At 62.5% G+C, this 11905-nt stretch carries 12 protein-coding genes and 1 other RNA gene; 4 read left to right on the forward strand and 9 right to left on the reverse strand.

Annotation, left to right across the window (positions count from 1 at the left end; genetic code table 11):
* Positions 1 to 54: 54 nt before the first annotated feature.
* The 3 genes from EN861_RS07685 to ssrS all read right to left on the reverse strand — a co-directional run bounded on the left by EN861_RS07685 (position 55) and on the right by ssrS (position 1789).
* Positions 55 to 879 (reverse strand): YmdB family metallophosphoesterase, encoded by an 825-nt coding sequence (locus EN861_RS07685; RefSeq protein WP_127278128.1) that lies wholly within the window; start codon positions 877 to 879, stop codon positions 55 to 57.
* A gap of 70 nt (positions 880 to 949) precedes the next feature.
* The gene (locus tag EN861_RS07690; protein WP_135863513.1) at positions 950 to 1537 is read right to left on the reverse strand and encodes a 5-formyltetrahydrofolate cyclo-ligase; all 588 of its coding nucleotides are present in this window, start codon (positions 1535 to 1537) and stop codon (positions 950 to 952) included.
* Between the two features lie 96 nt (positions 1538 to 1633).
* Positions 1634 to 1789: non-coding RNA, 6S RNA (gene ssrS, locus EN861_RS07695), on the reverse strand.
* A gap of 144 nt (positions 1790 to 1933) precedes the next feature.
* Here ssrS and EN861_RS07700 point away from each other — a divergent pair.
* The 4 genes from EN861_RS07700 (at position 1934) to msrB (ending at position 5244) form a co-directional block, all read left to right on the forward strand.
* On the forward strand, positions 1934 to 2773 hold the full coding sequence (locus EN861_RS07700; protein ID WP_135863231.1) for a MoxR family ATPase: 840 nt from the start codon (positions 1934 to 1936) through the stop codon (positions 2771 to 2773).
* A 92-nt stretch (positions 2774 to 2865) separates the two neighbouring features.
* Positions 2866 to 3312, forward strand: a complete 447-nt coding sequence (locus tag EN861_RS07705; RefSeq protein ID WP_127278131.1) for a GNAT family N-acetyltransferase — start codon at positions 2866 to 2868, stop codon at positions 3310 to 3312.
* A 2-nt stretch (positions 3313 to 3314) separates the two neighbouring features.
* Entirely contained in the window at positions 3315 to 4505 is a 1191-nt protein-coding gene (locus EN861_RS07710; protein WP_135863232.1) for a VWA domain-containing protein, read from the forward strand.
* 334 nt (positions 4506 to 4839) lie between these two features.
* Complete coding sequence (gene msrB / locus EN861_RS07720) at positions 4840 to 5244, forward strand: peptide-methionine (R)-S-oxide reductase MsrB (protein ID WP_027141754.1); 405 nt, start codon at positions 4840 to 4842, stop codon at positions 5242 to 5244.
* A gap of 82 nt (positions 5245 to 5326) precedes the next feature.
* Here msrB and EN861_RS07725 read toward each other — a convergent pair whose 3' ends face one another.
* From EN861_RS07725 to EN861_RS07750, 6 genes are all read right to left on the reverse strand, one after another.
* A complete protein-coding gene (locus tag EN861_RS07725; RefSeq protein WP_135863233.1) occupies positions 5327 to 5623 on the reverse strand; it encodes a hypothetical protein in 297 nt (98 codons plus the stop codon).
* A gap of 10 nt (positions 5624 to 5633) precedes the next feature.
* On the reverse strand, positions 5634 to 6074 hold the full coding sequence (locus tag EN861_RS07730) for a hypothetical protein (RefSeq protein ID WP_135863235.1): 441 nt from the start codon (positions 6072 to 6074) through the stop codon (positions 5634 to 5636).
* A 48-nt stretch (positions 6075 to 6122) separates the two neighbouring features.
* Positions 6123 to 6383, reverse strand: a complete 261-nt coding sequence (locus tag EN861_RS07735; RefSeq protein WP_027053014.1) for a DUF2312 domain-containing protein — start codon at positions 6381 to 6383, stop codon at positions 6123 to 6125.
* A gap of 161 nt (positions 6384 to 6544) precedes the next feature.
* Positions 6545 to 10003: a pyruvate carboxylase gene (gene pyc / locus EN861_RS07740; RefSeq protein WP_135863237.1), complete on the reverse strand. Its 3459-nt coding sequence runs from the start codon at positions 10001 to 10003 to the stop codon at positions 6545 to 6547.
* A 290-nt stretch (positions 10004 to 10293) separates the two neighbouring features.
* Positions 10294 to 11412 (reverse strand): branched-chain amino acid ABC transporter substrate-binding protein, encoded by a 1119-nt coding sequence (locus tag EN861_RS07745; RefSeq protein ID WP_127276516.1) that lies wholly within the window; start codon positions 11410 to 11412, stop codon positions 10294 to 10296.
* 137 nt (positions 11413 to 11549) lie between these two features.
* On the reverse strand, positions 11550 to 11897 hold the full coding sequence (locus EN861_RS07750) for a DUF6867 family protein (protein ID WP_127276518.1): 348 nt from the start codon (positions 11895 to 11897) through the stop codon (positions 11550 to 11552).
* Positions 11898 to 11905: the final 8 nt, after the last annotated feature.

The following is an 11905-nucleotide window of genomic DNA, read 5'->3' on the forward strand; positions in this document are numbered from 1 at the left end:
CGATCTGAAGCAGATGTCGTCGGCAGTTAGGTACTGCGCGCGCCTATATCAATGTCACGACCAGAACGACGGAGCCGTTTCTTCCAGTCTCGGCCCGCGACGAAACGGCGCGATCTTCTCGGTCAGTCCGGTACGATCGGAAATATTGACACCGACCCCACACAAGGTCGCCGGGCCGGTCGCTGCCTCGAAACGCCCTTTCGGTACTTTCGACAGGAACCGGTTGAGTGGTTCCTCCTTGTCCATGCCGAGCGAGGAATCATAATCGCCGCACATGCCGGCATCCGACAGATAGCCGGTGCCGCCATTGAGGATCTGGTGATCGGCGGTGGGCTGGTGCGTGTGAGTACCGACGACCAGGCTGGCGCGGCCGTCGACGAAATGCGCGAAGCACATTTTCTCCGAGGTCGCTTCCGCATGGAAGTCGATGATCACCGCATCGGCCTGCTCGCCGAGCGGACAGGCTGCAAGCTCACGTTCGCCGGCCTGGAACGGATCGTCGAGCTCGGGATGCATGAATACTCGGCCCATGATGTTGGCGACCAGCACGCGCGCGCCGTTTTTGGCGATGTAGACGCCGGAGCCGCGCCCGGGCGTACCCTTGGGAAAATTGGAAGGCCGCAGGAACCGCTGCTCGCGCGGCGCGAAGGCCAGCGCATCGCGCTGATCCCAGACATGGTTGCCGGTGGTGACGACATCGGCGCCTGCAGCGATGGTCTCCCGAAAGATCTCTTCGGTGATGCCGAAGCCGCCGGCGGCATTCTCGCCGTTGACGATGACGAAGTCGAGTTTGAAGTCCGAGATCAGGCCAGGCAGCTGTTCCCACACCGCCGTACGTCCCGTTTTTCCAACCATGTCACCGAGGAAGAGAAGTCTCATATGATCCTGCACCGAAAGTCAGCGAAGCAAATGCCGCATGACATCCGCGAAAAGATCATGCCTCCATTATCTACAATTTTGGCGTGAAGCGGCGCAACCCGCTCTCGGTGAGTATTTCCGGGATGATCACGTCATGGTTCTCGTCCGGAACCTGCGCCACTTCCTGGCAGTCGAAGGCTATGCCGATCAGCCGGGGCGTATGCCCCTTGTCGACGAGCTTCGCGATCGCGCGATCGTAATAGCCGGCGCCATAACCGATGCGGTGGCCGCGTGCGTCGAAAGCGGCGAGCGGCACCAGCATGACCGAGGGGTCGAGAACCTCGGCCTCCGCGTGCGGTCCGATCGTGCCAAAACCCATGTCGACCATCGGCGCGCCACGCACCAGTTCGCGAAAGACGATGGTGGTCTTGTCGAGAATGGCAGGCAGGCAGAGCCGTGCGCCCCGCTCACGCAAGGCGAACATCAGCGGCCTGACATCGACCTCCGAGCGCATCGGCCAGAAACCGGAGACGATCTGGCCAGGGCCGATCTCCAGATGGTCGCGCGCCGTCTCCGCCATTGCGAGCGCGGCCTCGACCCGCCAGAATTCGTCGAGCGCGTCGCGGCGAGCGAGTGCCTCGAGGCGTAGCTGCTTTTTCAGGTCTTTGGGAGAGGTCATGCGGCCAAGGTAGAAAAGGTCAGAGCTGTGTGAGGTCTCAAGCGCGACGTTTTCCACCGCATCATCCACCAGGATGGGTGGACGCCTTGCGACAAGTGACGGTCCACACAACCGGTGGAGAGGTCGATCCCGGGTGCCTACAAAGTAGGTGGGCGCCGTGTGAGAAAACCCACGGGTCTTCCCAGGGACAGCTCCCTAAGGATCGTTAAGGCCCCGGGGAAAAGTGTCTCCTGCCGGGAAGCGCAGACCGCCTCTATCAATATAGGCCGATGGTGGCCCAAGCGCCAGAGAGACGGTGCTCTTTCCGCACCGGTCGGCATCATCGCCTTTGCAGACCCGCCCTTGCGCGGACCGGAGGGCCTCCTTACGGTTCCCGGAATGAACCAAGGAGCAAAAATGCGTTTCGAAGGCACGGCGGCCTATGTCGCCGACAAGGATCTGATGGTGGCGGTCAACGCGGCGATCGCGCTGGAACGGCCGCTGCTGGTCAAGGGCGAGCCCGGCACCGGCAAGACCGAACTAGCCCGCCAGGTGGCGGCGGCACTCGGCCTCGACCTCATCGAATGGCATGTCAAATCGACGACACGGGCGCAGCAAGGTCTCTACGAATACGATGCCGTGTCGCGGCTGCGCGACAGCCAGCTCGGCGATGTCAGGTTCAATGACATCAAGAACTACATCAAGCGCGGCAAGCTCTGGCAGGCGTTCGCGGCTGGCAAGAAGGTCGTGCTCCTCATCGACGAGATCGACAAGGCCGACATCGAATTCCCCAACGATCTCCTGCAGGAACTCGATCGGATGGAGTTCTTCGTCTACGAGACCGGCGAGACCATCCGCGCCGCCGTCCGCCCGATCGTCATCATCACCTCCAACAACGAGAAGGAACTGCCGGACGCCTTCCTGCGCCGCTGCTTCTTCCATTATATCCGCTTTCCCGACGTCGATACGCTGCACCGGATCGTCGATGTCCATTATCCCGGCATCAAGCAGAACCTGGTGCGCGCGGCCCTCACCCAGTTCTACGAAATTCGCGACGTGCCGGGCTTGAAGAAGAAGCCGTCAACCTCCGAGGCATTGGACTGGATCCGCCTGCTGGTCGCCGATGACATCGCGCCCGAGGATTTGCGCGCCGACGCCAAGAACGCGCTGCCCAAGCTGCACGGTGCCCTGCTGAAGAACGAACAGGATGTGCATCTGTTCGAGCGGCTGGCCTTCATGGCCAGGCGGCAGCAATAGCAAGGCAGCAATAGCACTTTCCCCTGATGTGGACCGTTGCCGCCGGCCGCAGAGCACGTCAGCATCGGCCAGAACCCTTCGGAGGAGATGAAATGTCTGAGATTGTTGTCCGCCCGCTCGCGCAATCCGACCACGCCGACTGGCGCCGCTTGTGGACCGACTATCTGACCTTCTATGAAACCAAGCTGCCGGAAGAGGTCTACGCGATCACCTGGAAGCGGCTGTTCACGACAGGCGAATTCGAGCCGAAGGGTTTTATCGCTACCCTCGACGGCAAGGCCGTCGGCCTCACCCACTACCTCTATCACCGCTCCGGCTGGTCGGAGAAAAACAATTGCTACCTGCAGGACCTGTTCGCCGACCCGGATGTGCGCGGCAAGGGCATCGGTGCGGCCCTCATCGAAGCCGTGAAGCAGGAGGCCGGCAAGATCGGGGTGAAAAACGTCTACTGGATGACGCACGAGACCAACGCCACCGCGCGCAAGCTCTACGACCACGTCGCGCGCAGGACCGGCTTTATCGAGTATGATCTGTTGTAGTCATGTTCATCCCCTTCTTCCTTGAACTGAAGGCAGCGCGCGTTCCCGTTTCGCTCAGGGAATACCTCTCTCTGCTCGAAGGGCTGGAAGCCGGGCTTGTCGATTATGACGTCGAGGGTTTTTACTATCTCGCCCGCGCCGCTTTGGTGAAGGACGAGCGCCATATCGACCGCTTCGACCAGGTGTTCGCGCATGTCTTCAAGGGCATCGAGGCGCTCGGCGGCCCGGATGCCGTCGACGTCGCCGATATTCCCGAGGAATGGCTGCGCCGGCTCGCCGATAAGCACCTGACCGAGGAGGAGAAAAGACTGGTCGAGGCGCTTGGCGGCTTCGACAGGCTGATGGAGACGCTGAAGCAGCGGCTCAAGGAACAGAAGGGCCGCCACCAGGGCGGCTCGAAATGGATCGGCACGGGCGGCACCTCGCCCTTCGGCGCCTATGGCTACAACCCCGAAGGCGTGCGCATCGGGCAAGCTGAAAGCCGCAACCGGCGCGCGGTAAAAGTCTGGGACAAGCGCGAATTCAGGAATTTCGACGATGCCGTCGAACTCGGCACCCGCAACATCAAGATCGCGCTGAAGCGTCTGCGCCGCTGGGTGCGCGAAGGCGCCGAGGAAGAGTTCGACCTGCCCGGCACCATCCACGCCACCGCCGAGCACGGCTATCTCGACGTCCGGACACGGCCCGAGCGCCGCAATGCGGTGAAGCTCCTGATGTTCTTCGATGTCGGCGGCTCGATGGACGATCATATCAAGAGCGTCGAGGAGCTGTTTTCGGCGGCTCGCGCCGAATTCCGCCAGCTCGAATATTTCTATTTCCACAACTGCCTCTACGAAGGCGTGTGGAAGGACAATCGCCGCCGCCATTCCGAGGTGATTCCGACGTTTGACCTCATCCACAAATATGGCCCCGACTATAAGGTCATCGTCGTCGGCGATGCCTCGATGAGCCCTTACGAGATCGCCCATCCCGGCGGCTCGGTGGAACACTGGAACCCCGAGGCCGGAGCCGTTTGGCTCGGCCGGCTCCTGCAGCAATGGCCGAACGCGGTGTGGCTGAATCCGGAGAGTGAAAGGAATTGGGGCTTTACGCATTCCATCGCCATGATTCGCGACATCTTTGGCGGCCGCATGTTCCCGCTGACACTGGCCGGATTGGAAGGCGCGACGAAGCAGCTTTCCAGAAAGCATTAGTTGTCGGAGATACAGGACAAGGTTGGCGCTGCCCCTCATCGCCCTGCCGGGCACTTCTCCCGTATAGTGACGGGGAGAAGGAAGCTGGCCGTGGCCTCGATGCCCATCTTGCAATGCCGGCGATTGGCGAAACCGGCGACGGGAGCACCCCTCTCCCCGTCACTGTACGGGGAGAGGATGCCGGCAGGCAGGTGAGGGGCAGCACAGACGCCGAAAGCTAGCAAGCGATTCGACCTTACAATGCCAGGCACTGGGCAGGTCTGTAACAAATGCCTATGTTGGGGCGAATATCCGGTTGCAACCAAGAACGAGCCGACAAGGCTGAGGAGATCAAATGGACACCCACACCTACCCCGTCACCCGCACCGATGCCGAATGGCGCGCCCGGCTGACGCCGGAGCAATATGCGGTCATGCGCAACCACGGCACCGAGCGGCCGGGAAGCTGCGCCCTGCTCTATGAGAAGCGTGCCGGCACTTTTTCCTGCGTCGGCTGCGACCAGCCGCTGTTCCAATCCACGCTGAAGTTCGAAAGCGGCACCGGCTGGCCGAGCTTCAACGATCCCGTTCCGGGCTCGGTCGAGAACACCGTTGACCGCAGCTACGGCATGGTCCGTACCGAGTGCCACTGCTCTCGTTGCGGCAGCCATCTCGGCCATGTCTTCGAGGACGGCCCGCCGCCGACCGGCCTGCGCTACTGCATCAACGGCGTGGCGCTGAAATTCGAGCCGGCGGCCTGACCTGTCCCGGATATGACCTCGCAAAGGGCGGCTTCGGCCGCCCTTTTTCGTATGGAGCAATTCCAGGAAAGTGGGACGCGGCTCAGGCGACTGCCGTCGCAATCAACCAAAGCGCCGAGCCAAGCATCATCAGTTGAGCCTTGAAGCCACCGGCCTTCTCGGCCGCGCGCCAGACCGCAATGGTCAGGAAGATGTTGTAGGGCACAGGCAGGAAATGCACCATCAGCACCAGCCAGAGCGGCAGTTTCAGCCCGAGCAGGACAAGCGCCAGCGCCGACGAGGCGACGCTGATCAAGGTGCCGACAAGCAGCGTGTCGCGCCAGAACAGGCGGCCGAGCGGCGCTTCGCCTCTCCAGCGCGTACGGAAAAAGTCCGTCATGACCGGCGACCTATCTCTGCCCCAGAACGTCGGTCACGGCTTCCTCGAAGCGTGAGCATTCCCTCACCAGCCAGTCGGTCATGGCCGGCCAATTGTCCTCGGAGTAGCAGTTCACCCGCCACATTGAGTTGATGCCGAGCCCCTCACAGCTCTGTTCGGGTTTGAGCTTCAGCCTGGCCTCGATCGCCGGTTGAAACGGTTTCAGCCGCGACCACGAGTCCGTGGCGCCGAACTTCTCGTTGCGCCCGAAGAAGACGCCGACATGGTTCTGCGCCGGCGCGACATACATGGAAAGCACCAGTGCGAAGTCGGGCAGCCCGCGCTGCCAGAACCAGGGTCCGCGCCGCGCCAGCCGGGCTCTTTCTTCCGGATGCCGTTCGGCGAACAGCGACCAGAAGCCGCGATGGCGGAATTCCGAGGCGCGACGGCCGCCGAAGTCGAATTCGCTCATGGTTCGAACCGTATCTCCGGCAACCGCATCGGGCGCCGGCCGCGAGCCTTACTCCATGCCGAGCGCGGCCATGTAGAGATCGAGGATGGCGTCCTCTTCCTGGCGTTCGGCCTGGTCCTTCTTGCGCAGCCGGATGATGGTGCGGATTGCCTTGGTGTCGAAGCCGGTGCCCTTGGCCTCGGCGAAGACTTCCTTGATGTCGTCGGCGATCGTCTTCTTTTCTTCCTCGAGCCGCTCGATGCGCTCGATCAAGGCACGCAGCTGGCCGGCGGCAACAGTCTGGCTGGTCTCGGTGATATCGTCGGCCATGTTTTTCTCCAAAGGAACGGTCCTGCCCCGCGACTCGGGAAGCAGCGGCGGCAAATTTGAGCCGGTTCGATGCCCGACCACGGGCGGCGGGTCAAGCTGTTATCGATGAAGGAACCGAGGCTGCCGCCATGATGCGGACAGCCACGCGGCCAGGGCGCAGATCAGCTGAAGGCTATCAGCAGATCTTTGGCATCGATCTGGTCGCCGGCCTTGACCAGCACCTCGGCGACCGTGCCATCGCGCTCGGCATGCAATGCCGTCTCCATCTTCATCGCTTCGATGGAGAGCAGCACGTCGCCGGCCTTGACCGCCTGGCCGGCGGCAACCGCGAGCGCCGAAACCACACCCGGCATCGGCGCCCCGACATGCGCCTCATTGCCGGGCTCGGCCTTGCGGCGCGCTTTGGCGGCGGAAGCGCCATGCGCGCGGTCGGGCACCTTCACACGCCGCGGCTGGCCGTTGAGCTCGAAGAACACGGTGACCATGCCCTTGTCGTCGACATCGCCGAACGCCTGGCAGCGCACGACCAAGGTCTTGCCCTTTTCGATGTCGACGAAGATCTCATCTTCCGATTTCATGCCGTAGAAATAGGTCGGCGTCGGCAGGACGCTGACCGGGCCGTAGGTTTCCTGGGCGGCGACGAAATCGGAAAACACCTTCGGATACATCAGCCACGAGGCGAACTCGTATTCCGACAGCTTGCGGTCGAGCTTGTCCTCGATCTCCTTGCGGCTCTTCTTGAGGTCGGCCGGCTTGAGCAACGAACCGGGCCGCGCCGTGATCGGCTTGTCGCCCTTAAGCGCCTTCTTCTGCAGCGCCTGCGGCCAGCCGCCCGGGGACTGGCCGAGGTCGCCGCGCAGCATCGAGACGACCGAGTCCGGGAAGGCGATGTCGCGGGCCGGATTCTCGACATCGGCAACGGTCAGGTCCTGGCTCACCATCATCAGCGCCATGTCGCCGACGACCTTGGAGGACGGCGTCACCTTGACGATGTCGCCGAACATCAGGTTGACGTCATGATAGGTCTGCGCCACTTCGTGCCAGCGTGTCTCCAGCCCGAGCGAACGCGCCTGTTCCTTGAGGTTGGTGAACTGCCCGCCCGGCATTTCGTGCAGGTAGACCTCGGAAGCTGGACCTTTCAGATCGCTTTCGAAGGCGGCGTACTGGTTGCGCACCGCTTCCCAGTAGAACGAGATTTTCCGAATCCATTGCGGGTCGAGGCCCGGATCGCGTTCGGTGCCCTTCAGCGCTTCGACGATCGAACCCAGACATGGCTGCGAAGTGTTGCCGGAAAAGGCGTCCATCGCCGCGTCGACGGCGTCGACACCGCTTTCCACCGCCGCCAGCACGGTTGCCGCCGACAGGCCCGATGTGTCGTGGGTGTGGAAATGGATCGGCAGGTCGGTCGCCTCGCGCAGCGCCTTGAACAGCACGCGGGCGGCACTCGGCTTCAACAGGCCGGCCATGTCCTTGACCGCGATGATATGGGCGCCGGCGGCCTGCAATTCGCTGGCCAGCCCGACATAATATTTCAGGTCGTACTTGGCCCGCGCCGGATCGAGAATGTCGCCGGTATAGCACATCGCCGCTTCGATCAGCTTGCCCTCGGCGCCCACGGCGTCCATGGCGACACGCATGTTCTCGACCCAGTTCAGGCAGTCGAAGACGCGGAACAGGTCGATGCCGCCCGCCGCTGCCTGCTTGACGAAATGCTGCACGACATTGTCGGGGTAATTGGTGTAGCCGACGCCATTGGCGCCGCGCAGCAGCATCTGCAGCAACAGGTTGGGGGCGGCTTCCCGCACCAGCGACAGCCGTTCCCATGGATCCTCGGTGAGGAAGCGCATGGCGACGTCGAAAGTGGCGCCGCCCCAGCATTCCAATGAAAGAAGTTGCGGCAGCGCCCGCGCATAGGTGCCGGCGATGCCGGCAATGTCGTGCGTGCGCACGCGCGTGGCGAGCAGCGACTGGTGGCCGTCGCGCATCGTCGTGTCGGTGACCAGCACTTCCTTCTGCTCGCGCATCCAGGCAGCGAATTTCTCCGGCCCGAGCACGTCGAGTTTCTGCTTGCTGCCGCTCGGCACATTGCCGTTGAGATAGGGCACCACGGGCGGCGCCGCGTCCGCCTTGGGCGTCGGCCGGCCGCGCGTCTCGGGATGGCCGTTGACGCTGACGTCGGCCAGATAGTTGAGCAGCTTGGTGGCGCGGTCCTGCCGCTTGACCTGCTGGAACAGCTCCGGCGTCGTGTCGATGAACTTCGTCGTATAGGAATTGTCGGCGAAGCTCGGGTGATTGATGATCGCTTCGAGGAAGGTGAGGTTGGTGGCGACGCCGCGAATGCGGAATTCGCGCAAGGCGCGGTTCATGCGGGCGATCGTCTCGGCCGGCGTCGGCGCCCAGGCCGTCACCTTCTCCAACAGCGGATCGTAGAAGCGGGTAATGACCGCGCCGGAATAGGCCGTGCCGCCATCCAGACGGATGCCGAAGCCGGTGGCGCCGCGATAGGCGGTGATGCGGCCATAGTCCGGGATGAAATTGTGTTCGGGATCTTCCGTGGTGATGCGGCACTGCAAGGCATGGCCGTTCAGCCGGATGTCCCGCTGCGCCGGCACGCCCGATTCCGGCGTGCCGATGGCGAAGCCGTCGAGGATGTGTATCTGCGCTTTCACGATGTCGATGCCGGTCACCATTTCGGTGACGGTGTGCTCGACCTGGATGCGCGGATTGACCTCGATGAAATAGAACTTGCCGGTATCGGCATCCTGCAGGAATTCGACGGTGCCGGCGCCGATATAGCTGGTCTCGCGCGCGATCTTCAGCGCGTAGCCGCAAAGTTCCTGGCGCAGGTCCTCGCTGAGATAGGGCGCTGGCGCGCGCTCGACGACCTTCTGGTTGCGGCGCTGGATCGAGCAGTCGCGCTCGAACAAATGCACCGCATTGCCGTGCGTGTCGCCAAGCACCTGCACTTCGACATGGCGGGCGCGCTCGATCAGCTTTTCGAGATAGACCTCGTCCTTGCCGAAGGCGGCTTTCGCCTCGCGCTTGCCTTCCATGACCTCGCGGGCGAGGTCGGCCTCGGAACGGATGGCGCGCATGCCGCGCCCGCCGCCGCCCCACGAGGCCTTGAGCATGACCGGATAACCGACCGTCTTGGCAAGTTCCTTGACCGCCTCCATATCGTCAGGCAACGGCTCGGTGGCCGGCACCACGGGCACGCCGACCTCGATGGCGAGATTGCGCGCGGCGACCTTGTTGCCCAGGCGCCGCATCGTGTCGGGCTTCGGTCCGATGAAGGTGATGCCTGCTTGCGCGCAAGCTTCGGCGAATTCGGGGCTTTCCGACAGGAGCCCGTAGCCGGGGTGGATGGCGTCGGCGCCCGAAAGCCTGGCGACGCGGATCACCTCCTCGATCGACAGGTAGCTCTCGATCGGCCCCATGTCCTTTTTGAGATGCGGACCGCGCCCGACCTGGTAGCTTTCGTCGGCCTTGAAGCGATGCAGTGAGTATTTGTCTTCCTCGGCCCAGATCGCCACGGTTTTGAGGCCCAGCTCATTGGCCGCGCGAAAGACGCGGATGGCGATTTCTGACCGGTTAGCGACGAGGATCTTCGTGATGGCCAAGGACTGGGCTCCAGCAGCGGAAGGGACGGGAAATCGGGGCAATGATTAGCGTGAAAATGCTGCAGTGCAAACAAAATCGACGTTGGTTTAAACCGATTTAAATCAATTATTCGGCCAACACTCGCATGCATTCGTCCGTATGGGCGGAACAATGGCGACAATTTCGATCCTGGATGCGATCTTCCCGGCTGGCTAAGGAACGCTGGCAGGGGTGTCACGGCGCCAGCGGGCATCAAAGAAAATGCCCGGCGCGAGGCGCCGGGCATCGTTTGGTTTCGGATCCGAATGAATTACGACTTCGGGAACCAGGAATACTTGCCGTCGTCCTTCTTCTTCCATTCGTACATGATGTAGCCCGGCAGCTTCGGATCGCCCTTGGCGTCATAGGCGAGATCGCCCAGGACGGTCGGGAACGGGCCGTTTTCATGCATCGCCTTGGCGACGGCCTGCGGATCGTTCGTCTTGGCGGCGGCAGCTGCCTCGGCGACCACCTGCACGGCGGCGTAGGCGTAGAGCGTGTAGGCTTCCGGCTCGAAACCCTGCGCGCGGAACTTCTCGACGAGCTCCTTGTTGGCCGGGATCAGGCGCGGGTCGGGGCCGAACGTGTTGAGCGTGCCGGCGACGGCGTCGCCCGCGATCGCGGCGAGTTCGTCCGTCACGATGCCGTCGCCCGACATCATCGGTGCCTTGAGGCCCTGGTCCGCGGATTGACGGATGATCAGGCCGGCTTCGGTGTGCAGGCCTCCCCAGTAGATCAGGGTGACGCCGGCTTCCTTCATCTTGGCGATCAGCGCCGAGAAGTCCTTGTCGCCGACATTGACGCCTTCATACATCACTTCCTTGATGCCCGCGGCGTTCATCGCCTTCTTGGTTTCGTCCGCGAGGCCCTGGCCATAAGGGGTCTTGTCATGGATCACGGCGACTTTGGCATCCTTGAAGTTCGCGGCGATGTAGCCGCCGGCGATGCTGCCCTGCTGGTCGTCGCGTCCGCAGGTACGGAACACATTCCACAGGCCGCGCTCGGTGAACTTCGGGTTGGTTGCGGCCGGCGTGATTTCGACGATGTTGTTTTCGGCGTAGACTTCGGAGGCCGGGATCGACACGCCGGAGTTGAAGTGGCCGATCACAAACTTGACGCCGTCGCCGACGAACTTGTTGGCGACCGAGATGCCCTGCTTCGGGTCGGAGACGTCGTCGCCGATTTCGAGCTTGATCTGCTCGCCGTTGATTCCGCCCTTGGCATTGATCTCGGCGACCGCCGCTTCCGCGCCCTTCTGCAGCTGCGCGCCGAAGGCCGCGTTCGGACCGGTGATCGGTCCGGCGACGGCGAACATTACATCAGCCCACGCGTTGCCGCCGAACGCGACGAGCGCGGTCAGGGCCACGGCGGACAAAAGTGACTTTTTCATTTAAACGCTCCCATTAACGGAGTGGGCGTGGATGAAGCTTTCATGCGATGCCCACCCTTATCGCAGAAAGCATAGTTTGCCGATTTTCAGGCACTTGTCACGCCGATTCATCCCTGACGCGGCGTTAATGATGACCGTCAACCTTTCGGTTTCCAGCTCAAGATTGAAGCTCTTTCGTAGAGCCAATTATACTGTGTGACCATCTGGTGGGTTCGTGTGTATTGATAGCCGACAAAGCCCAGTATCATCAGCACGACTGTGTCGACGATATAGTAATGCAGCGAGAACATCGTACCGTCGAACAGCGCGTGATGGATGAAGCGGATGCCGATGCCGAGCCCGAGCAGATAGGCAAACAGCTGGATGAAGCTGCGCCATGTCTGGGCGCTGGCCTTGCCGGTCATCCATGCCGCCCATCCGCCGAGCAGGCAGGTGACGAAGAAGAACTGCCAGATCGACGGTTCCTCGTAGAGAATGCCTTGCATGGGAAGTC

It is taken from the genome of Mesorhizobium sp. M8A.F.Ca.ET.218.01.1.1 (assembly GCF_004791165.1).
Classification (GTDB): Bacteria; Pseudomonadota; Alphaproteobacteria; order Rhizobiales; family Rhizobiaceae; genus Mesorhizobium.

Excerpts from the sequence above, each read along its gene's own strand:
- EN861_RS07725 (WP_135863233.1), bottom strand. The coding sequence starts at position 5,623 with ATGACGGACTTTTTCCGTACGCGCTGGAGAGGCGAAGCGCCGCTCGGC.
- EN861_RS07705 (WP_127278131.1), top strand. The coding sequence starts at position 2,866 with ATGTCTGAGATTGTTGTCCGCCCGCTCGCGCAATCCGACCACGCCGAC.
- EN861_RS07730 (WP_135863235.1), bottom strand. The coding sequence starts at position 6,074 with ATGAGCGAATTCGACTTCGGCGGCCGTCGCGCCTCGGAATTCCGCCAT.
- EN861_RS07685 (WP_127278128.1), bottom strand. The coding sequence starts at position 879 with ATGAGACTTCTCTTCCTCGGTGACATGGTTGGAAAAACGGGACGTACG.
- EN861_RS07710 (WP_135863232.1), top strand. The coding sequence starts at position 3,315 with ATGTTCATCCCCTTCTTCCTTGAACTGAAGGCAGCGCGCGTTCCCGTT.
- EN861_RS07690 (WP_135863513.1), bottom strand. The coding sequence starts at position 1,537 with ATGACCTCTCCCAAAGACCTGAAAAAGCAGCTACGCCTCGAGGCACTC.
- EN861_RS07745 (WP_127276516.1), bottom strand. The coding sequence starts at position 11,412 with ATGAAAAAGTCACTTTTGTCCGCCGTGGCCCTGACCGCGCTCGTCGCG.
- EN861_RS07750 (WP_127276518.1), bottom strand. The coding sequence starts at position 11,897 with ATGCAAGGCATTCTCTACGAGGAACCGTCGATCTGGCAGTTCTTCTTC.
- msrB (WP_027141754.1), top strand. The coding sequence starts at position 4,840 with ATGGACACCCACACCTACCCCGTCACCCGCACCGATGCCGAATGGCGC.
- EN861_RS07700 (WP_135863231.1), top strand. The coding sequence starts at position 1,934 with ATGCGTTTCGAAGGCACGGCGGCCTATGTCGCCGACAAGGATCTGATG.
- EN861_RS07735 (WP_027053014.1), bottom strand. The coding sequence starts at position 6,383 with ATGGCCGACGATATCACCGAGACCAGCCAGACTGTTGCCGCCGGCCAG.